The organism is Mesorhizobium sp. M1088, assembly GCF_040318575.1.
Taxonomy (GTDB): Bacteria; Pseudomonadota; Alphaproteobacteria; order Rhizobiales; family Rhizobiaceae; genus Mesorhizobium.
In genome coordinates this window covers 150,583-171,030 of record NZ_JAMYMO010000001.1, presented here as the reverse complement: position 1 = coordinate 171,030, position 20,448 = coordinate 150,583, and the positions used below count along the sequence as shown (strand labels likewise).

The window sequence follows — 20,448 nt, the reverse complement described above, 5'->3', positions numbered from 1 at the left end:
GACAATGGTACGGCACATTGGCAAGAAACTGCTTTCCGGCATGACGCTCGCGGCAATGGTTGGCATCGCCGCGCTACCGGTGCAGGCGAGTGCGGCGACGCTGCATATGGCGTGGTCGCAGGACGCCACCGGTCTTGATCCGCACAAGCAGACGGCATTCTCCTCACTGCGGCTGCTGGAGCTGATCTACGAACCGCTGGTGCGGCTCGACGCAAACCTGCAAATCACGCCCGCGATTGCCGATTCATGGCAGTTCTCGCCGGACGGCAAGGAGCTGAGCTTCAAGCTCAATCCGAAAGCAAAATTCCAGAACGGCGCCGCCGTGACCTCGGCCGACGTCAAGGCATCGTTCGAGCGCATACTCGACGAGAAGACGGGTGCTGCGGCGCGCGCCAACTTTCTCTCGATCGCCAGCATCGACACGCCCGATCCCGCCACCGTCGTGTTCCACCTCTCGCAGCCGGACGTGCCGATCCTGACGGCGATGAGCGACGTCAATGCGGCGATCGTCCCGGCAAGCGAAATCGCGGCCGGCTCGATCGGCACGACAACGATCGGCTCGGGTCCGTTCAAGCTCGAAAAATGGGATCCGAATTCCAAGGAAGTGCTTGTCGCCAACAAGGACTGGGCAGGCGGCGCGACCGGCGTCGACGGCATCGAAATCAGCGTGCTGCCGGACGAGACGGCGATCCTGGCGGCGATGCGCACCAAGCAGATCGATTTTGCCCTGCTCAACGATCCGCTTGTCGCCACGCTGGTGCCCAAGGAAGCCAGCCTGCAGTTGAACCGCGTGCCGGTGCTTGCCTATCACGTGCTGCAGCTCAATCCCTCCCGCAAGCCGATGACCGAACTCAAGGTGCGTCAGGCGATTTCCTGCGCCATCGACCGGCAGGAAGTGCTGGACACCGCCTCGCTCGGCGAAGGCAAGGTCACCGGCCCGCTGACCATCCCGGCACTGGCGACCGATCCGAAGCAGTTGTTCTGCTATAAGCGCGACATTGAGAAGGCCAAGCAGTTGATGGCCGAAGCCGGCTATGCCGACGGCTTTTCGGCGACAGTGATCGGCGCCACCGGCGAGCCGCCGACGGCAGCGGCGGAAGCCCAGGTCATCCAGTCGCAACTCGCAGAAATCGGCGTCAAGCTCGACATCAAGATGATGGAGCTCAACGTCTATGTCGACGCCTGGCTGAAGGGCGATTTCGACATGGCCGTCGCGCTGAACGGCGGCAGGGCCGATCCCTACACTATGTACAACCGCTACTGGACCAAGACGGGCAATCTGCAGAAGGTGGCGAACTATATCGACGACACGCTGGACAGTCTTATGCAGAAGGGCCGCACCGAGACCGACCCGGCAGCGCGCAAAGCGATCTTCGCCGACTTCGAGAAGCACATCACTGAGATGTCGCCCTGGATCTGGCTCTACACGTCCTACAGCTACACGGCACAGCAGAAGAATATCGCAGGATTCGAACCGGTGCCGACAGGTTCGCTGTTCAGCCTCGCCAAGGTGACGATCCAGTAGCTGCTTTGTGCCGGACGAGAGGAATTCTTCGCGTGAACTATCTGATGCGGCGACTGGCGACCTTCCCTCTCGTCCTGCTTGGCGTATCCATCGTGGTGTTCCTGGCGATCCGGATGGTTCCGGGCGATTCGATCACGGCAATGCTGGGGACCGAAGCCGGCCTGCTGACGCCGCAGCAGCGCGATGCGCTTGCAGCTTATTTCGGCATCGACCAGCCCTGGTTCATCCAGTACTGGCGCTGGCTGCTTGGTCTTTTCCAAGGTAATCTCGGCATTTCGTCCACCTATGGCAGGCCGGTGCTCGACGTCATCCTCGAGCGTTTCCCGCTAACGTTGGAACTCGCCTTGCTGTCGATGGTCATCGCCCTGCTTGTCGGCATGCCGGCGGGGATCTTTGCCGCCACCCATAACGAAAGGCTGTCCGACCTCGGCGTGCGCGTTGTCGCAATGATCGGGCAGTCGACGCCGAACTTCGTCCTTGCCCTGCTGATCATCTACACGCTGTCGGCGGGGTTTGGCGTTTTGCCGGCGATGGGCGAGTTTTCGCCGCTGTGGCAGGATCCGCTGCGCAATCTCGGCCAGCTGTTGCTGCCTGCGGTCACGCTTGGATTTGCCTTCGCGGCTTCGGTGACCCGCATATCGCGTTCGGCGATGCTCGATGTGCTCAGCGACGACTATGTCAGGACGGCGCGTAGCAAGGGCGTTTCGGCGCGCGGCGTCATCTGGCGGCATGCTTTGCCCAACGCGCTCATCCCGGTCGTGACGCTGAGCGGCATAGAGTTCGGCTACCTCCTGGGCGGAGCTGTCATCGTCGAGCAGATCTATGCGCTGCCCGGTCTCGGCCGCATGGTGCTGGATGCCATCCTGCAGCGCGACTACGCGCTGGTGCAGGGAAGCGTGCTATTCATCGCCTTCAACTTCATGATCGTCAATCTCCTCGTCGACCTCGCCTATGTCGCGCTCGACCCGCGTATCCGGTTAAGCGAGCACTGATGGCGACATTGCGGGCTATATTTGCGCATCCCAGCGGCCGGATCGGCGGTGCCATCGTTGCGCTTTATCTGCTGCTTGCCGTGCTTGGCATGCTGGGGCTGACGCCGCACAATCCGCTGACGCAGCACCGGGTCGAGCGACTGCATGCGCCTGACGGCATCTACTGGATGGGCACGGACCTGTTCGGCCGCGATGTCGCAAGTCGGCTGATGACCGGGATCGGCCAGTCCTTCATCGTGGCCTTCTTTTCGGTCGCCTTTGCGACACTGGCCGGCACCGTGCTCGGGCTGGCGGCAGCCTGGTTCGGGCGCCGCTGGGACGGCATGGTGATGCGCATCATGGACGTTGTGCTGGCGTTCCCGGCGATCCTGCTGGCGCTGCTGATCGTCGCGGTTGCGGGACCGGGAACCTCGACCAGCGTCATTGCCATCGCCGTCGTCTACACACCGATCTTCACGCGCGTCGTGCGAGGTCCGGCTCTGTCGCTCAAGGCGCGCGAGTTCGTCGACGCGGCCCGCACGTTCGGCAGCAGTGCGGGCTATATCGTAACACGGCATCTGCTGCTCAATCTGGTGGCGCCACTGACGGTTCAGGTGACGCTGGCGCTGGCCTGGGCACTGCTGACCGAAGCCGGCTTAAGCTTCCTCGGGCTCGGCACGCAGCCGCCCGCCGCGTCGCTCGGCCTGATGCTGAGCGACAGCCGCAATCTGATGGAGACAGCTCCCTGGCTGATGATCTTCCCGGGCGTGGCGATCATGATCGGCATCCTCGGTTTCAACCTGCTCGGCGATGCGTTGCGTGATGTCCTCGACCCGAAGATGCGGAGATCGATCGCATGATCCCGCTGCTGTCCGTCAGCGGATTGCGCGTCGGCTTCGGCCGCAACCCGCAAGCCAATGAGGTCGTGCGCGGCGTCAGTTTCGATCTCGCCGACGGCGAGACGCTCGCAATCGTCGGCGAAAGCGGCTCGGGCAAGTCGGTCACGGCGCTGTCGATCAATCGCCTCGTCGATTATGGCGGCGGCCGCATCACCGGCGGGTCGATCAAGCTGAGGCGGGCCGACGGCAGCACCTTCGACCTGACAGCCGCAGCCGAGCCGCAATTGACGAAGATCCGCGGCGGCGAAATCGGCATGATCTTCCAGGAGCCGATGACCTCGCTCAATCCGGTGCTGACCATCGGCAGGCAGATCGAGGAATCGTTTCGCCTGCATCGCGGCCTGACCGGCCGGCGAGCGACGGCGGCGGCCAAGGACGCGCTCGACCGCGTGCGTATTCCCGACGCTGCACGGCGGCTGAAATACACGCCCAACCAGCTTTCGGGCGGCATGCTGCAGCGGGTGATGATCGCCATGGCGATTGCGTGCAACCCGCGCCTGCTCATTGCCGACGAGCCAACGACGGCGCTGGATGTTACGGTGCAGGCGCAGATCATGGCGCTGCTCGCCGAATTAAAGCAGGAAACCGGGATGTCGATGATCTTCATCACCCACGACATCGGTCTGGTTGCAGGCATCGCCGACAAGGTGATGGTGATGCAAGGCGGAGAAGCTGTCGAGCAGGGCGCATTGAACCAGATATTGGACGATCCGCGGCATCCCTATACGCGGCATCTGCTTCATGCGGTGCCGCATTTCGCCGGCGGCAGTGCCGCACGCAAGGACGTGCAACGCGAAACGCAAAAAGCTGCCGAGCCGGCGCTGAAGGTCGATGGCCTCGTAGTGCGGTTTCCGGTCAAGGCTGGGTTTTTCAGCCGTACCAGCGGTGCCGTCCATGCCGTGGACGGTGTGGATTTCGAGCTAATGCCGGGCGAGACATTGGCGGTCGTCGGCGAGAGCGGTTCCGGAAAGTCCACCACCGCCCGCGCGATTCTGGGGCTGGTGCGCTCGACGCGCGGCACGATCTCGGCCAGCGCGCGCAAGGCCGCCGCCGGGCAGAGCGCCCTTCCCGTGCAGATGGTGTTCCAGAATCCCTATGGCTCGCTTAATCCCAGACTCACCGTCGAAAACCTCCTCGCGGAGCCGGTGATCGCTACCGGCGGACGGATAACTGCTGAAACGCGGGCGAAAATGGCCGCGCTGCTGAGACGCGTCGGCCTTCCGGAAAACAGCCTGCGGCGCTATCCGCACGAATTCTCCGGCGGCCAGCGGCAACGCCTGTGCATCGCTCGCGCGCTGATGCTCAATCCTTCGGTTGTCGTCCTCGACGAAGCGGTTTCGGCGCTCGATGTGTCGGTGCAGGCCAGGGTGTTGGAGCTTTTGATCGAGCTGCAGCGTGAATTCGGGCTGGCCTATCTGTTCATCTCGCATGACATGGCTGTCGTCGAGCGGATCGCCCATCGCATCGCGGTCATCTATGCCGGCCAGATCGTCGAGATCGGCGATGCCAGATCGGTGCTCTCGGAGCCGAAGCACTCCTATACCAAACAGCTTATCGCCGCCGTTCCTACTATAGACCGGCGGCATGAACGTTTCGAGCTGGACACGCGCCAGGTCCCCTCGCTCGTGCGTCCGCTGGGGTTTGAGCCGGGGCCGGCTAATTGGCAGCAATTCGGGCCGGATCATAGAGCACGGGTGGAAGTGTGATGATTGTCGCCCAAGGATACGAAAGGCCGGAGGGACAGCCCCCTCGCTGCCTTCCAAACGGAGGCGTAGTTGATCGGCCATGATTTCTTCTCCCGCGCATTCGCCCCGCTCGAAGCGGCCGTGGCCGCATCGCGCATTCCGGGCGGCGTGCTCGGCATAGTTGACGGGGACGGCGAACGCATCGTCCGGGCAATCGGCTCAGCCCAAGTCGTGCCCAAGGTACGGCCGATGCATGTCGGGACATGGTTCGACCTCGCATCCTTGACCAAAGTCATCTTCACCACGTCGCGTATCCTGGCACTGGCGGAAGAAGGCTTCATCGACCTCGACGCGCCGCTGATTTCCGTCCTGCCCGACCTTCGCCAATATGACGAAAAAGCCTGGGAACGGAACGTAACGTTTCGCCAGTGTCTCGGCCATCAGACACCGTTTCCCGCCGTCGCACCGATCTACACCTATGGCCATGATCCGGACCTGCTGCGCGCCTTCATCCTGCAGCGCGAATGGCAGGCTGGCGAGCCGGTCTATTCCGATATCAACTTCATCCTGCTCGGCTTCGTCCTGGAGCGCCTGTCTGGCAAGACCATTCGCGACATAGATCCCGGTCCGGGCTTCGCGTTCTCCGCCGAACCGGATCAAGCGGCGGCGACCGAAGACTGCACATGGCGCCATCGCGTGCTCTGCGGCGAAGTCCACGACGACAATTGCTCGGCCTTGCAAGGTGCCGGTCACGCCGGCCTGTTCGGAACGGCGGCTTCGGTCCTCGACTTTGCGCAAGGGCTGCTGGACGGGACCGGCGCGTCGCAGCGTTCGATCGCGCTAATGCGCACCCCCTTGTCGGCGACCCGCACCCATGGCTGGGAGCGACCCTACGAAGGCTGGTCCGGCGGCCGGTTATGCAGCCCCGAAACCATCGGGCATACCGGCTTTACCGGTGTCGGGCTGTGGGTCGACTTCGACAAAGGCAGAGCCTGGACCTTGCTCACCAACCGGATCCATCCGACACGTCATTTCAACAGCGGGATCGCAGCGCTTCGCCAAGCGGTCGGCGATCTCGTCAACGGAGCCTGACAACCATGAATCCGAAAAATGGCGAACCCATGTGGGCCGTCGGCCTGATGACCGGCACCGTGCTGGACGGCAATATCGATGTCGCGCTGATCAAGACCGACGGCGAACGGATTGACGACTTCGGCATCTACACGCTGGCCCCCTACCCGCAGTCGATCCGGACCTTGCTGGAAGAGACGCTGCGGCAGGCAAGGAGCTGGAATTTCACCGGACCGGAACCGGCAATCTTCCACGAGGCAGAGGAAGCGCTGACGCGCGCCCAGTCCGCGGCAGTCAAGGATCTGGTCGAAAGCCACGGGCTGACGATGGCCGATATAGGGGTCGTCGGCTTCCACGGCCAGACCGTGCTGCACCGTGCCCCGCAAGTGGGCCGACTGGGCCAGACCCGCCAGCTTGGCGACGGCGAGCTGATGCATGCCATCCTTGGCACCAGGGTCGCCTATGACTTCCGCTCGGCCGACATGCGCGCCGGCGGCCAGGGCGCGCCGCTGTCGGCCGCCTATCACGCCGCGCTGCTGCGCGAAGCCGACGCCACCGGCGACACGGCGGTGCTCAATCTCGGCGGCGTCGCCAACATCACCTGGTGGGACGGCACGGGCAATGTTGTTGCCTTCGACACCGGGCCCGCCAACGCACCGCTGAACGATTTCATCAAATCGAAGGGGCTCGGCGAAATGGACCGCGACGGCGCCCTTGCCCGCGCCGGCACGGTCGACGAGGCACGGCTGGCCAAGCTCCTGCAGCATCCGTATTTGACCAAACCCTATCCGAAATCGCTGGACCGTTTCGATTTCGGCGCCTCGATGGCGGACGGAATGAACACCGAGGATGGCGCAGCCCTGCTGACGGCCTTCACCGCGGCCGCCGTCGGCAAGGCGCTCGATCTTCTGCCGCGCCGGCCGAAGCGGCTGGTGGTCAGCGGTGGCGGTCGACACAACCCAACGATCATGGCCATGCTTGCCAGCCGCGCTGGCGTGGAAGCGGTTCCGGCCGAGGCGCTTGGCTGGAAGGGCGATGCGGTGGAGGCGGAGTGTTTTGCGTTCCTGGCAGTGCGCGTGCTCAGGGGCTTGCCGATCAGCTTTCCCAGTACGACCGGCGTGCCCCAGCCGATGCGCGGCGGACGCCTTGCCGGCTAACTAAGCCAACAATTTCTTCTGCAGGAAGATACGGCTGCGGCCAATGGGGAAATCGGCAAGCACGCCGAAGGGCAAATAGCCCTGGCGCTCATAGGCCTTGGCGGCCTTGGGATTGAACGTGTCGATCCAGGCGCCGTGACAGTCGCGGGCGATCGCCTCCCTCTCGGCCGCCTGGAGCATCCTGCCGGCCATGCGGTGACCGCGCAGTTTTTCATCGACCCAGAGCCATTGCACATAGAGCCAGCCCCAGGCTGTATATCCCGAGATGCCGGCGACAATAGCGCCGTGCTCATCGCGCACGAACACGGCCAATGCCTTCCTGCAGGAGGCGCCGACATCACTGTCGTTGAACGCCGCAAGCCGCTCTCCGAGAAAAGCCAGCTCGTGCGGCAAGGGGTCGGCGGTTGTCTCAAGCGTTGTATTGTTCATCCGCCAAGCATCTATCGAAGGACGGGCCCGAGAAGCAAGCCTTGCTGCGCTATAGCTTCGGCGAACGCCACGCCGCTGCCGCAGCAGCGATCAGCATGAGCAAAGCTGCAATCACCGCCGATGCTGCAAAACCGAACGTGGAATAGAGCGGTCCGAACGCCGTGGTGCCGACGAACACCGCAAGATAGGTCACCGCGCTGTTCAAACCCATGATCGTGCCGCGACGCGCAGGGTCGAGCGCCGACAGGCGCATCACCAGGACGTTCAGCCCGAAATGATTGGCAAGGCCCCAGACGGCTATCACCACTATGGTCAGATGAAAACTACTGCTTGCCGCGGCAATCACTACATAGACGACCGCGACAAGCAGATAGGCAAATGGCATGACACGCCGCGCGCCTAAGCGGTCGATAACGCCGTCAAGAAGTGCCGCCGCGCCAAAGCCGACACCATAGGCGAGCGCGGCCAGCCCGTTGGCACTGACCGGCCGTCCCAAGCCGTTGTGAAGGTGATCGCCCAGATAGCCGTAGATGCCGTAGAACGCGGTCATGAAGGCCGCGCAGGCGACCAGCAGCGGCACTATGCCCGGAACGGCCAACGCACCCAGCGGCGTCGGTGCCGGACCGCTCTTCCTGACATCGCTGAGCGAGGTCAGCGACAGGCTGGCCAAGGCGAGTGCTGAGAGCACCGCGACCGCAGCGAATACGGCGCGCCAATGCACCAGATCGGCAAGCACGGCCGACAGCGAAACCCCGGCGACCATGCTCAGCGTCCAGCCGGTCAGCACGACGCCTATGGTGCCGCTTTCGCGGCCGGGCGGCGCAATCGCGGCGGAGCTGGCATAGATTGCCGGCATGGCGACACCTGCAGCGATGCCGGCGAGAAGCTGGGCCGCGACCAGCGCCGTCACGGTCGGCGCAGCGGCGCTGGCGACGAGCGCTATCGCCAGCAGCAGCAACGCCCCTTGCAGCATGCGGCGGGCGCCAAGCCGATCGATATAGCGCGCCAGGAACAAGGCGCTTGCCGACGTCCCGAGCCCGAACGCGGCCGACGCGATCATAACCGCCGGCACGCTTGTGCCGAAGGACGCGGCCACCGCCGGCGCGATCGGACCGAGCACCAGCGAGTTCGAGCCGATCACGGCAATGCACCCCGTCAGCAGGTAAGCGAGTGCCGGGATTGGCGGCCTGGGCGCCGCTGCGAATGTGGCGACTTGATCAGTGTTCGACATATGGCAATAATGGCCGTATTAAATTCTGCATCAATCGGGAATTTTAATATGGATGAAGAAACAGATGGCATTCCGCAGAACAGGCCCGCCGCCCGCGATATCGATGCAACCGACCGAAAAATATTAGGCGTTCTGGTCGACGACGCCACGATCAGCTATGCCGAGCTCGGCGACCGCGTCGGCCTTTCACCGCCGGCAGCCCATGAACGCGTCAAGCGCCTCCGGCGCAGCGGCGCCATCCGCAACACCGCGGTCATCATCGATCCCAAGGCGGTGCACAAGCCGCTGCTTGCCTTCGTCCATATCGACACAAAGGGGTGGGGAAAGACGCCGGAGCTGATGGCAATCTCCGAACACCCCGAAGTCGAGGAGATCCATTCGGTGGCCGGCGACACATGCATGCTGATCAAGGTCCGCACCGAGGACACGCGGGCGCTCGAGGGCCTGCTGTCGCGCCTCTACGAAACACCCGGCGTCACCTCGACCCGAAGCTATGTGGTCCTGTCGACCTATCTCGAGCGGCCGGTGCAGCCGGGGATAACGACGGAATGGCCGACCCCCCGGCATATGGCCAAGCCGCTTTATTAGCTCAAACGATTCTCACGCGTATCCAAAGTCGAACCGGAAACGTCTCAGACACTGCATCCTGTGGTCCCGCCGGTTCTTGGGTCAGACGGGATGCCTGTTGCGCAGCCGGAGACACGCGATGAGAAAATTGATCGTGGGCAGCTTCATTTCGCTGGACGGCGTCATCGAAGCACCGATGGAATGGGCGTCACCGTTCTTCGACGAGGAGATGAAGGAGCACTCATATGAAAAGGCCGGCGACGCGGATTTTTTCCTGCTCGGCCGCGTCACCTATGAAATGTTCTCGGCGCGTTGGCCGCAGGTCAAAGGCAGCAAGTACATGGACCGCATGAACGGGCTGAAGAAGCTCGTCGCGTCGCGCAGCCTCAAGGCAGTGAGCTGGAACGCATCGCTGATCGAAGGCGACGTCGCTGCCGAAATCGCCAGGATCAAGCAGCAAACCGGCGGCAACATATTGAAATATGGAGTGAGCAATCTCGACCAGACGCTGCTCGCCAACAGGCTTGTCGACGAGTATCAACTCTCGATCGTGCCGACCCGCGTCGGCCTTGGCAAACGCGCTTTCCAGGATGTCGACCCGTCCCTGGTCAAGCTGGAGCTTATAGATACGCACCGTTTCAAGAACGGGGTCATTACGCTGACCTATGTCCCGCTATGATCCGTATGCCATGAAGATGCAGCCAGGACTTGACCCGACCGGGCTTTTCGACGTCCGCTACGCCGGCTTCCTGGAGACAGTCGCGCATTTGCGTGGACGGCTGCACCGCTACTGTGCACGCATGACCGGTTCAACGCTCGACGCCGAAGACGTGATGCAAGAGGCGCTGTTCGAGGCCTATCGGAAGATCGAGAAGCTGGACGATGCGAGTGCTCTTCGCCCTTGGCTGTTTCGTATTGCGCATAATCGCTGCATCGATTTCCTGCGAAGCCGGCAGGTGCGTCGGCATGCGGAGGCCAATTTTCGTCGAAGACGAGATCGTCCTGCCGGTCGAGCCGGCGGGCCAGGGCGCGGATCGCGCCATCGAGCGGCTGGTGATCTACCTGCCGCCCAAGGAGCGCGCCTGCGTCCTGCTCAAGGACGTCTTCGACTATTCGCTGGAAGAGATTGCCGATCTCGTCGGCTCGACCGTTGGTGGCGTCAAAGCTGCGTTGAACCGAGGCCGCTCTAAATTGGCTGCCTTGTCGGGCGAGTCGATCGTCCGTTCGGAGCCCCAACGCGATCCGGAACTCTTGGAATTGCTCAGCCGCTATGTCGAACTGTTCAACCGCCGCGACTGGGATGGGGTACGAGCGTTGACCAGCGCCGACGCACAATTGCGGGTCGCGGATTGCTTCAAGGGCAGGCTGTCGGAATCACCTTACTTCGTCGAATACGAAAGAGCTTCGACGACATGGAAAATGGCGGTTGGCGAGATCGATGGCGAGGCGGTGCTGCCCGTGCTCCACCATGGCGAAGATAGTTGGAAGCCGGCCCATCCGGTTCGGATCGAAGCCGTTGGCGGGATCATAAATCGCATCGCCGATTACTATGCCTGCCCTTGGATCATGCCGGCGGCTGGTGCGGTGGTCTTTTCCAGGCCGGCCTGACCAGCAACAGGACATGCAAGTGTCCGGCATCAACCTCAATGGAATGGGATCGATGCCGGACAAGACATGGGCGGCTTACTGAAGCTTCGCCTGCAGGGCGTTGACGTCATCCGTCGTCATTTCGCCGTCGGTCGTCACCTTGCCGTCGACGATCTTCCAGAGGCGGAACGGGCCGGTGATGTCGCCGTATTTGTCGAAGGCGACCGGGCCGATGACGCCTTCGTAGCGGATCGGCTTGCCATCCTTGATCAGGCCGAGCGCCTTAGCGAACTCGTCCTTGCCGGCATAGATCGGCGTGCCGGCCGGGTCGACCGCCTTGTACATCGCCTCCTTGATCTTGGCTGGATCCTCGGAGCCCGCAATGGCGATGGCCAGGCCGACGATGGCGCCGGCATCATACGACCGGTCGGCCGCCGGGTTCGACGGTTCGATGCCCGAAAATTCCTTGTAGTTCTTGGTGAAATACTCGGTCGATGCGGTCGGGCTGGTGCCGGAGGAAGTGCCGTACGCATCCTTCAGATAATCCGCGCCAACGGATTCGATGAAGTCCGGGCTGTTCATGCCGTCATTGAGCAGGAATTTCTGGACACCGCCCTGCGAAATCCAAGTGCGGGCGATGGTTGCGCCGTCGACAGGCGTGCTGACGAGATAAAGCCCGTCGGGCTCGCCGGCCATCGCCGCCGTCACTTCCGAGGCATAGCTCGACTGCTTTTCATTGTAGGGCGTGTCGGAGACGATGGTGCCGCCGAGTGCCTTATAGGCGCGCGAAAATTCCGCCACCATGTTGACGCCGAAGTCGTTGTTGACGTGGATGACCGCCAGCTTCTTGAAGCCTTTGTCGATGGCATATTTGGCGGCGGCGACGCCCTGCAGCGCATCAGATGTGATGGTGCGGAAGAAGATGCCGTTGGTCTTGCCGTCGCGCCCGAGCGCCGTCAGCGTCGGCGACGAGGAAGCAGGCGACACCTGGACTATCTTGGCCGGAGCGGTGACCGAGGTCAGGATCGGGATCGACACCGAGGAGATGATGCCGCCGATGATCACTGGCACCTTCTTGACCTGCACGAGCTGCGTCGCGGCGTCGACCGCAATGTTGCCCTGGCTCTGGCTGTCGCGCGTGTCGGTTGCGAGATCGCAGCCGCGGACGCCGCCCGCATCGTTGATGTCGCGGAAGGCCATCTCAACCGATTTGGCGCCGGCCTGGCCGTACTCGCCGGCCGGGCCTGTCAGTTCCATGACGAGGCCGACGGTGATCTTGCAATCGGCGGCTTGCGCTGCGCCGGCCGCTGTCAGCAGTGCGAGCGCGGTGGTGATCTGAAGTATGGTCTTTTTCATTGCTGTTCCCCTTTCGTTACACGACTCTCATTGATGTCTTGAGCCTGTTCAGCCTTCCGGCATCTGCAGCCAGGTTTCATGCAGATGTCGCCATTCGACGCCGTTGGGCGCCGATGAACTGGTGGTGAAAACGGCACTTGAGCGGCGGCGGCTATGTTTGCCGGCGCGCTGCTGCGCTTCGATGTAGCTGACGACGATCGTGTCGCCTTGTTGCCAGCCGGCCCGGATTTCCTCGATCGAGATGGTGAAATCGCCGTCACAAGTGGCGCGGCTTGCCCTGACATGGTCGAGCACCGCGTCACGATCGAGGACCTGGCCGTCCGGCACAACCATGCGGAAGCCTTCGCCCATGACGCGTTCGAAGCGCCTGAAATCTGAATTGTCCGCACTCGCCGCATTGAACCAGTCGACGAAGAAGCGGTGGAGATCGACCACCTCGGCGCTGGCGCGGGAGAGCAAGGAGGGCTTTTCGTCCATGGCCGCGTTCATTTCCTGCCTGCATTCAAATTGTAATGCATGATCGAGCCGTGGCGGCCGTGACGGTCGCGTTCCAAAGTGTAGACGTCGCCCAGCGGCCCACGGCTTTGCGCGATCACGGCAGCGATCCTCGCCCGGTCGTCGGCATCGAGCGCGACGTCCATGATTCTGGCATTGGCAAGGGCGTGCGCCTGGTTGCGGGCGCCGACGATGACGGCCGCCACTTGCGGCTGCTCCAGCACCCAGGCGCTGGCGATGGTGGCGATATCGACGCCGTGGCGGTCGGCGACGGCCTTCAGTGTGCGAAGCAACTCCTGGAAAAGCTCCCAGCCACCAAAGTCGTCAATGATCAGCTTGTATTTGACCAGCGATCGGTTTTCGAGCGGCGTCTGCGGCTCGGCAGCGCCAAGCCATTTTTCGCTGAGGAAGCCGCCCGCCACCGAACCGTAGCAGAGGAAACTGACGCCGTGCCGGCTGGCGAGCGCTGCAAGGCTGTTGGCTGGCCGCTGGTCGAGCACCGAGTATTGCAATTGCTGGCTGACCAGCGGCACACCGGCGGCCAGCATCTCGGCCAACCGCGGCGTGTCGAAGTTCGTGGTGCCGATGTTGCGCACCTTGCCTTCCCCGCGGATTTCGTTGAGCCAGCCCATCGCTTCGACATAGCCGGGCAGCGCATAGTCCCACCAGTGGAACTGCACGAGATCGAGCCGCTCGGTCTTCAGCCGCCGCAGCGACTGCTCGACGATGCTGCTGATGTAGTCGCAGCTGATCGTGGAAAGCCGTTCGAGGTCAGGCACTAGCTTGGTGTGCACCTTCATCTTGGCGGCAGCATCAAGGCCACGCTCATTGGCAAGGCGCAGGCGTGCCGCGCCGATCAGCTCCTCGACACCGGTATAGATATCGGCGCAATCATAGGTCCTGATGCCGGCGTCGAAGGTGGCGATCAGGTCGGTTACCGCCTGTTGGCGGTCGATCGCGCCGTGCCCGCCGGCAAGCTGCCAGCCGCCGCGAATAACGCGCGAGATCGTATAGCCGGGGCTGAGCTCGAAAGCCTTGGCGGTCATCTCCGGTCATTCTCCTTCGGCAGCGGCACCGCCGTCGTTTCGGCATGGCTGAACCGCCGCTTGCCGGTCCTGACGATCCTCAGCCGGCTGCCACAATTGGGATCCGGACAAGCGATCTCGGCGTCCGACGTCATCCAGTCGTTCCTGTGGGTCGGGCGCTGCTTTGCGGCCAGAAGCGGCAACACTGCCGCAATGGAATAGATCGAGAAACCTTGCCCCGCTGGCATCGACAGCATCTCGCCCTTCAACTCGAAATAGTCGCCGGGCTTGGCGCCGCAATAGATCGGCTTGCCCTCGGGGATAACCGCCTCGACGCGAAGGTCGAAGAGCTCAAAACTGTCGTCGGTCTCAGCCATTCAGATCTCCACCCGGGTGAAGGTGATGTCGCAGGCACCGTTGCGGCGGATCACGCCACAAGCGGCTGCGAATTTATCGCGATCCTCAGGTACCACCTGCGCGACGACGCTTCCGGCAAGCCAGCCGATCGGGAACAGCAGGCGTGCACCCGCTCCGTAGAACAGGCCGACGTCAAAGATGGCATTCGGGTTGCCGCCCCACATGCGCGGCGGCACGTAGGACAACACGATGTCGCCCGGCTGCGGCGTCAGCGTTGCGTTCTCCGCCGGCAAGGGCCTGGCATAGGTTTGGCCCTCAAGTTCGGCTGATGGAACCGGGCAGGAGATTTCCGGCCCCGTCCACATAGCATGGATGCCGGAAACGACGCGCGGCTGCTCGAGATACGCCAGCAGGAAGGCGGCGTTGTCGGGCGCCTTTTCAGGCAACAGCAGCGCGGTCACGGAAAGCTTCGAGCGTGGCTCGGTGATGCTGATGCCAGGCGCCGTCATGCCCTCAATCCTTCCTTGCTTGTGGATTGGAGCTTGTCGCGCAGAAAGGCGAAGGGCCGGCTGATATCGGCCACCAGCGCCTCGCGCGCCGCTTGCGCATCCTGCCTCGCAAGCGCTGCGACGATGCTGCGGTGGTAGTGGGCCGTATCGACCTCGCCGGCGTCGGAGAAGGCGTAGATGGCAACGCGGATGCAAGGCCCCGATTGCAACCACAGGCTCTCGATCATCGGGATCAGCACGGCGGAACCGCAGCAACGGTAGATCTCGAAATGGAAGCTCTGATTGAGCGTGGCCTCGCGGTCGATATCCTTCTTGTGCTTGAGCGCGCGCATCTCGTCCCATTGCCCCAGCATGGCTTCGACCGAAGCGATCTGGCGCGCGTTCATGCGCGTGGCGGCCAGGGCGATCGCTTCGCCCTCGATCAGGGAGCGGGCGCGCAAGAGGTCGTCGATGCGCTCCAGCGTGATCGGCGGCACGCGCACCGAACGGTTGGGAAGCGCCTCCAGCGCCTTCTCGGTGATCAGCCGTCCGAGCGCCTCGCGCACCGGCATGGTGCTTGTGACCAGCGCGTCGGCGAGGCCGCGGATGGTTAGCACCTGGCTCGGCTCGAAAAGGCCGCCGATCAAGGCGCGGCGCAGCTCCGAATAGACGCGATCCTGCACGGTCTCGCGGCCGACCGGCGTAAGCTGGGCTGCGATCACCTCATTGTTCTTTTCGATGGCGGCCTTCTGCATGGGCAATCCCGGTCTTGGCCGTTTTCGGCTTGCGGAAGAAATTAAAGCCGAATAGCGTGATCAAAGCAAGTGTGATCACAAATCAAATCATTGGCGGCGAAGATCGCTTTCGGCCTGAGGGATTGATGGGCGACACGACGGAACGGCAGGAGGAGATCCGCACGCCGGTTCTGACGGCCAGGAACGTCGTCAAGCGCTTCGGCGGCCTCGTCGCGGTCAACAATGTCTCGTTTGACGTCCGGCCGGGTGAAATACTCGGCCTCATCGGCCCGAACGGCGCCGGCAAGACCACGATGTTCGACCTGCTCGCCGGCAGCATTCTGCCGACCAGCGGCGAAATCCTCCTCAATGGCGTATCGGTGTCGGGGGAAGCAGCCCATCGCCGCATCGGCCGCGGCCTTGGCCGCACGTTCCAGATCCCCCGGCCCTTGCCTAACCTGACGCTGATCGAAAACGTCATGCTGGCCGCGCAAGGACAGACTGGAGAAAAACTGCTCGCCAATTTCCTGACGCCCCGGCGGGTCGCTGCCGAAGAAAGGGCTGCCGAGACAAGAGCCGTCGAACTGCTCGAGCTCGTCACGATCGCTCACCTCGCGCACGAACCTGCGCGCGTGCTTTCAGGCGGCCAGCGCAAGCTGCTCGAGTTGGCCCGCGTGATGATGGCCGACCCGGCGATCATCCTGCTCGACGAGCCGGCGGCCGGGGTCAACGCAACCCTGCTCGAGATCATTATCGATCGCATCCGCGACATCAATGCGCGCGGCATCACCTTCCTGCTGATCGAGCACAATATCGACATGGTGACGCGGCTTTGCCACCGCGTCCTGGTCATGGCAAGCGGCCAGCTTCTGTGCGAAGGGACTCCGGAGGAGGTGGCGCGCGACCCGCGCGTCATCGAGGCCTACCTCGGAGGCACGGCATGAGCCAAAAGGTACTCGATGTCCGCGATCTCGAAGCCGGCTACGAGCCTGGCGTTCCGATCGTGCGCGGCGCTTCGATCACCGTCGACCAGGGCGAGATCGTCGTCGTTCTCGGTCCCAACGGCGCCGGCAAGTCGAGCCTTATCAAGGCCATCGCCGGCCTTGTCCCGATCACCGGCGGCGCGGTGCTGCTGGACGGCAAGGATATCACGGCGTCGCCCGCTCACATCATGGTCCGCCTTGGCCTTGCCTTCGTGCCACAGACAGAGAACATCTTCCCGCTGATGTCGGTCGAGGACAATCTCAGGGTAGCATGCGGCATCCTGAGGCCGCGCGAGGTCCCAGCCCGCATCGAGGAAATGTATGCGGCCTTTCCCGATCTCGCCCGTCAGCGCAGAACGGCCGCGGGCAATCTGTCGGGTGGACAGCGGCAGATGCTGGCTGTCGCCCGGGCGTTGATCGTCCATCCCAAGGTGCTGGTGCTCGACGAGCCGTCGGCCGGCCTGTCGCCGAAGTTCGTGGCGACGGTGTTCGAGATGCTGGCCGGCATCCGAAAGTCCGGCGTCACCATCCTGCTGGTCGAACAGAACGCCAAGGCAGCGCTTGCCATTGGAGACCGCGCCTATGTGCTGGTTGAGGGCAAGGAGCGGCACCAAGGCGTCGCCTCCGAGCTCTGGAGCGACCCGGTCGTGGCTGAACTCTATCTTGGCCAGCGCCGCCTCGATCTTGGACAAGGAAGCGCGGCATGAACCTGCAATTCGTCGTCGACGGACTGCTGGCAGGCTCGATGATCGGCCTCGGCGCCATCGGCGTGACACTCACCTATTCGATCCTGCGCTTCTCGAACTTCGCCCATGGCGACTTCATGGCCTGGGGCGCCTATGCGACGCTCGCCGTGGTTGGCGCCATTGGCGCGATTTTCGGCAAGATCGCGCCGATCGCGCCCCTCTCCTTCGGTTGGCCGCTGATCGTCGCGCTCATCATCGGCATGGCGGCCACCGGCCTGCTGGCGCTGGTGCTCGACATGGTGCTGTTCGCGCGGCTGCGGGCCAAGGGCCAGGCGATCATCGTGGTGATGGCGAGCTTCGGCGCCTCGATGGCGCTGAGAAGCCTGCTCGAATTCATCTTCACCTCGCGTCCGACCTATTTCAGCCGGGCGATCCAGATCGCCATGCCGATAGGTTTCGGCATCCGCATCACCCCGGACCAGATCGCGCTGCTGCTGCTGACCGCCGTGCTGGTGCTCGGCGTGCATCTCCTGATGACGCGGACCCAGACCGGCCGCTCGATGCAGGCATTGAGCCAGAACGCGGCACTTGCCCGCATCGTCGGCATCGACGTCGCCAGGGTGGTGCGCGTCACCTGGATCATCGGCGGCGCGCTGGCCTGCGTCGCCGGCGTCATGATCGGCATTCTCATCCAGGTCCGCCCGTTCATGGGTTTCGAGATGCTGCTGCCGATGTTCGCGGCCGCCATCCTCGGCGGCATCGGCAGCGTGCCTGGCGCCGTTCTCGGCGGCCTGATCATCGGCATGGCCGAAGCGGCTGCCGTGCATTTGATCGGCGCCGAATGGCGGGCAGCCGTCTCGTTCATCATCCTGATGGCGGTGCTGTTCGTGCGGCCCATCGGCCTTTTCGGAGCGAGGGAACGCTGATGGATCTGCTCGGCTACGGCGCCTTCTTCCTGACCACCGCGCTGATCTTTTCGCTCATCACGCTCGGGCTCAATCTGCAATGGGGGCTGACCGGGCTTTTCAATGTCGGGGTCGCTGGTTTCGTTGCCATCGGCGCCTACACCTCGGCGCTGCTGACCACGCCCGACGATGCCGCGCGCCTGGGCGGCTTCGACCTGCCGATCCTTATCGGCTGGCTTGGCGCCATGCTGTTGGGCGGCGTCACCGCCGCCATCACCGGCATTGCCACGCTACGCCTGAGATCGGACTATCTTGCGATCACTACTTTCGGCGTCGCCGTCGTCGTGCAACTGATAGCGCTCAATGCCCAGAAGCTGACCGGCGGGCCGTTCGGCATCGGCTTCATTCCGCGTCCGTTCGGCGGTCTTGCCGAAACGCCGTTGCTGTTCAACCTTTCGAACCTTGCGATCGTCTCGGTAGTGACGCTGATCGTCTATCTCGCGCTGGAGCATCTGTCGCGCAGCCCGTGGGGGCGCGTGTTGAAGGCGCTTCGCGAGGATGAGCGGGCCGCGATATCCCTAGGCAAAAGCGCACGGTTCTACCGCGTCCAGGCCTTTGCCGTCGGTGGCGCCATCATGGCGCTTGCCGGTGCGCTGCAGGCGCATTTCACCGGCTTCATCGCCCCGGACAATTATTTGCCGGCGCTGACTTTCCAGGTCTGGGTGATGCTGATCGTCGGTGGCTCGGGCAGCAACATCGGCGCCGTCATCGGCAGCATCCTGGTCTGGGCGATATGGGCCGGATCGGGAGCCTTGACCAGTATGTTGTTCTCGCCGGAACAGCAGGCCCGCGCCGCTTCGCTGCAGATCGTCGCCATCGGGGTGATGCTGTGCGTCATCCTTCTGGTCAGGCCGAACGGCCTGTTTGGCGACAGGCCGCGGCGTCCAAGGTTCGGCAAACGTCGACGCGTGGCCCCGAGCGAGAGCGGCTCATGAACGGCGTGACCGGGCCGCACGGCGTTTCCCTTTGGCATGCCGTCAGCCGCAGTCGCCGCGACCGGCCCACCCTCGAAGGCGCACTCGATGTCGATCTGGCAATTGTCGGCGGCGGGTTTTCAGGCCTTTCCACCGCGCTGCACAGTGCCGAGAAAGGCATCTCGGTTGCCGTCATCGAGGCGGAAATCATCGCCTGGGAGGCAACCGGCAGGAATGCCGGCTTCGTCGTTCCGAATTTCGCGAAAAGAGACCCCGACAATATCATTGCCCAGCTCGGGCCCGAACGCGGCGAACGCCTTGTCGATTTCGCTGCCGGCAGCGCCGACCTCGTCTTCGACCTGATCAGGCGGCATGCCATCGAATGCGATTCCGTCCAGAGCGGCTGGATACAACCAGCCCATTCACCGGCCGCTTTGCAAAAGACCAGATCGCGCGCCGAACAATGGGCACCACGCGGAAGGCCGGCTATTGCGCTGGATAGACAGGCGGTCGAAGAGCTGACCGGCGTTCGCGGTTATCTCGGCGGCTGGATCGACAGATCGGGTGGCGTCCTCAATCCGGTCGAATATGCGCGCGGATTGGCCGACGCGGCGGAAAAGGCCGGAGCGCGCATCTTCGAGCATACGCGTGTCGCGTCGATCGATCATATAGGCGATGGTTGGGCTTTGAAGACGGCCTCCGGTTCGGTACGGGCAGGAAAGGTGCTGGTCGCCACCAACGCCTATGGCGGGTCGCTGAACCGCACGCTTGAGCGAACCTACATCCCGCTGAAAATCTTCCAGATCGCGACGGCGCCGCTGCCGCGCGAAGTGCGCACTCGCCTGCTTCCTGGCGGGCAAGGCGTCGGCGACACAAGACGCAATCTCTTCACCTTCCGCTTCGACGGCGAAAACAGGCTGATCACCGGCGGCATGCATGTTTTTGGCCCCGGTGCCGACACGCGGGTGCCGCGGGCGATCTGGCGGCGGCTTGCCAGATATCTCGATCTCCCGGACATCCCGCCGCTTGAATACAGCTGGTCGGGGATGGCTGCCGTCGAGCCCGACTTCCTGCCGCACCTCGTCGATCTCGGCCCCGGGCTGATCGCCGGCTTCGCGTGCAACGGACGCGGCATCGCCATGACCACTGCGATGGGCAAGGTGCTTGCGGATTGGGCTGATGGAATAAAGCCTCAGGATTTGCCGCTGCCGTTTGCGCCGCCGTCGCCGATCCCGTTCCATAGCCTGATGCGGCATGCACCAAACATGGTGCTCCCCTGGAGCATGCTGCGCGACCGGCTGGATGGCTGATCGACGTGCGTCT

General features: G+C 63.4%; 22 protein-coding genes and 1 pseudogene. 15 read left to right on the top strand and 8 right to left on the bottom strand.

The window, feature by feature from the left end; genetic code table 11:
- Positions 1-4 precede the first annotated feature (4 nt).
- The 6 genes from NKH49_RS00970 (at position 5) to NKH49_RS00945 (ending at position 7,308) form a co-directional block, all read left to right on the top strand.
- A complete protein-coding gene (locus NKH49_RS00970) occupies positions 5-1,525 on the top strand; it encodes an ABC transporter substrate-binding protein (protein WP_352472241.1) in 1,521 nt (506 codons plus the stop codon).
- 32 nt (positions 1,526-1,557) lie between these two features.
- Complete coding sequence (locus NKH49_RS00965) at positions 1,558-2,517, top strand: ABC transporter permease (RefSeq protein ID WP_352472240.1); 960 nt, start codon at positions 1,558-1,560, stop codon at positions 2,515-2,517.
- Positions 2,517-3,356: an ABC transporter permease gene (locus tag NKH49_RS00960; protein ID WP_352472238.1), complete on the top strand. Its 840-nt coding sequence runs from the start codon at positions 2,517-2,519 to the stop codon at positions 3,354-3,356. Before NKH49_RS00965 ends, NKH49_RS00960 begins: the two co-directional genes overlap by 1 nt.
- Positions 3,353-5,101, top strand: a complete 1,749-nt coding sequence (locus NKH49_RS00955; RefSeq protein ID WP_352472237.1) for an ABC transporter ATP-binding protein — start codon at positions 3,353-3,355, stop codon at positions 5,099-5,101. The genes NKH49_RS00960 and NKH49_RS00955 overlap by 4 nt, the downstream gene beginning before the upstream one ends.
- A 69-nt stretch (positions 5,102-5,170) precedes the next feature.
- Positions 5,171-6,172: a serine hydrolase domain-containing protein gene (locus NKH49_RS00950; protein WP_352612221.1), complete on the top strand. Its 1,002-nt coding sequence runs from the start codon at positions 5,171-5,173 to the stop codon at positions 6,170-6,172.
- 5 nt (positions 6,173-6,177) lie between these two features.
- A complete protein-coding gene (locus NKH49_RS00945) occupies positions 6,178-7,308 on the top strand; it encodes an anhydro-N-acetylmuramic acid kinase (RefSeq protein ID WP_352612219.1) in 1,131 nt (376 codons plus the stop codon).
- On the opposite strand, the gene NKH49_RS00940 is transcribed toward NKH49_RS00945, so the two are convergent.
- Both NKH49_RS00940 and NKH49_RS00935 read right to left on the bottom strand, forming a co-directional pair.
- Positions 7,309-7,737, bottom strand: a complete 429-nt coding sequence (locus tag NKH49_RS00940) for a GNAT family N-acetyltransferase (RefSeq protein ID WP_352612217.1) — start codon at positions 7,735-7,737, stop codon at positions 7,309-7,311.
- Positions 7,738-7,786: 49 nt separating this feature from the next.
- Entirely contained in the window at positions 7,787-8,968 is a 1,182-nt protein-coding gene (locus NKH49_RS00935) for an MFS transporter (protein WP_352612215.1), read from the bottom strand.
- Positions 8,969-9,016: 48 nt separating this feature from the next.
- Here NKH49_RS00935 and NKH49_RS00930 point away from each other — a divergent pair, with 48 nt between their 5' ends.
- The 4 genes and pseudogenes from NKH49_RS00930 to NKH49_RS00915 all read left to right on the top strand — a co-directional run bounded on the left by NKH49_RS00930 (position 9,017) and on the right by NKH49_RS00915 (position 11,143).
- A complete protein-coding gene (locus tag NKH49_RS00930) occupies positions 9,017-9,556 on the top strand; it encodes an Lrp/AsnC family transcriptional regulator (RefSeq protein WP_352452390.1) in 540 nt (179 codons plus the stop codon).
- 118 nt (positions 9,557-9,674) lie between these two features.
- Positions 9,675-10,214, top strand: a complete 540-nt coding sequence (locus NKH49_RS00925; protein WP_352472229.1) for a dihydrofolate reductase family protein — start codon at positions 9,675-9,677, stop codon at positions 10,212-10,214.
- A pseudogene (locus NKH49_RS00920) lies at positions 10,201-10,443 on the top strand (RNA polymerase sigma factor); the annotation flags it as partial. The gene NKH49_RS00925 and the pseudogene NKH49_RS00920, both read left to right, overlap by 14 nt.
- A gap of 58 nt (positions 10,444-10,501) precedes the next feature.
- Positions 10,502-11,143 carry a sigma factor-like helix-turn-helix DNA-binding protein gene (locus NKH49_RS00915; RefSeq protein ID WP_352925100.1) on the top strand — a complete coding sequence of 214 codons (642 nt, stop codon included), beginning with the start codon at positions 10,502-10,504 and terminating at the stop codon, positions 11,141-11,143.
- Positions 11,144-11,218: 75 nt separating this feature from the next.
- Here the strand turns inward: NKH49_RS00915 and NKH49_RS00910 are convergent, their stop codons facing one another.
- Genes NKH49_RS00910 through NKH49_RS00885 form a run of 6 tightly spaced genes read right to left on the bottom strand, consistent with a single transcriptional unit; the run spans position 11,219 to position 15,598 of the window.
- Positions 11,219-12,478: an ABC transporter substrate-binding protein gene (locus tag NKH49_RS00910; RefSeq protein ID WP_352472226.1), complete on the bottom strand. Its 1,260-nt coding sequence runs from the start codon at positions 12,476-12,478 to the stop codon at positions 11,219-11,221.
- A gap of 48 nt (positions 12,479-12,526) precedes the next feature.
- On the bottom strand, positions 12,527-12,955 hold the full coding sequence (locus tag NKH49_RS00905; protein ID WP_352542251.1) for a DUF4440 domain-containing protein: 429 nt from the start codon (positions 12,953-12,955) through the stop codon (positions 12,527-12,529).
- An 8-nt stretch (positions 12,956-12,963) separates the two neighbouring features.
- Entirely contained in the window at positions 12,964-14,019 is a 1,056-nt protein-coding gene (locus NKH49_RS00900; protein WP_352612212.1) for an aldo/keto reductase, read from the bottom strand.
- A complete protein-coding gene (locus tag NKH49_RS00895) occupies positions 14,016-14,375 on the bottom strand; it encodes a TIGR04076 family protein (RefSeq protein WP_352612210.1) in 360 nt (119 codons plus the stop codon). Before NKH49_RS00895 ends, NKH49_RS00900 begins: the two co-directional genes overlap by 4 nt.
- Positions 14,376-14,864, bottom strand: a complete 489-nt coding sequence (locus NKH49_RS00890; RefSeq protein WP_352452384.1) for a DUF3830 family protein — start codon at positions 14,862-14,864, stop codon at positions 14,376-14,378. It abuts the gene before it with no gap.
- Complete coding sequence (locus tag NKH49_RS00885) at positions 14,861-15,598, bottom strand: GntR family transcriptional regulator (RefSeq protein ID WP_352612208.1); 738 nt, start codon at positions 15,596-15,598, stop codon at positions 14,861-14,863. Before NKH49_RS00885 ends, NKH49_RS00890 begins: the two co-directional genes overlap by 4 nt.
- A 125-nt stretch (positions 15,599-15,723) precedes the next feature.
- Between NKH49_RS00885 and NKH49_RS00880 the strand changes: the two genes are divergently transcribed.
- From NKH49_RS00880 to NKH49_RS00860, 5 genes are read left to right on the top strand one after another with little or no spacing between them, the layout of a single operon-like run.
- Positions 15,724-16,521 (top strand): ABC transporter ATP-binding protein, encoded by a 798-nt coding sequence (locus NKH49_RS00880; RefSeq protein WP_352612206.1) that lies wholly within the window; start codon positions 15,724-15,726, stop codon positions 16,519-16,521.
- Complete coding sequence (locus tag NKH49_RS00875; protein ID WP_352612204.1) at positions 16,518-17,267, top strand: ABC transporter ATP-binding protein; 750 nt, start codon at positions 16,518-16,520, stop codon at positions 17,265-17,267. Before NKH49_RS00880 ends, NKH49_RS00875 begins: the two co-directional genes overlap by 4 nt.
- On the top strand, positions 17,264-18,172 hold the full coding sequence (locus NKH49_RS00870; protein ID WP_352612202.1) for a branched-chain amino acid ABC transporter permease: 909 nt from the start codon (positions 17,264-17,266) through the stop codon (positions 18,170-18,172). Before NKH49_RS00875 ends, NKH49_RS00870 begins: the two co-directional genes overlap by 4 nt.
- A complete protein-coding gene (locus NKH49_RS00865; RefSeq protein WP_352612704.1) occupies positions 18,169-19,146 on the top strand; it encodes a branched-chain amino acid ABC transporter permease in 978 nt (325 codons plus the stop codon). The genes NKH49_RS00870 and NKH49_RS00865 overlap by 4 nt, the downstream gene beginning before the upstream one ends.
- A complete protein-coding gene (locus tag NKH49_RS00860) occupies positions 19,143-20,435 on the top strand; it encodes an NAD(P)/FAD-dependent oxidoreductase (protein WP_352612200.1) in 1,293 nt (430 codons plus the stop codon). The genes NKH49_RS00865 and NKH49_RS00860 overlap by 4 nt, the downstream gene beginning before the upstream one ends.
- Positions 20,436-20,448 lie beyond the last annotated feature (13 nt).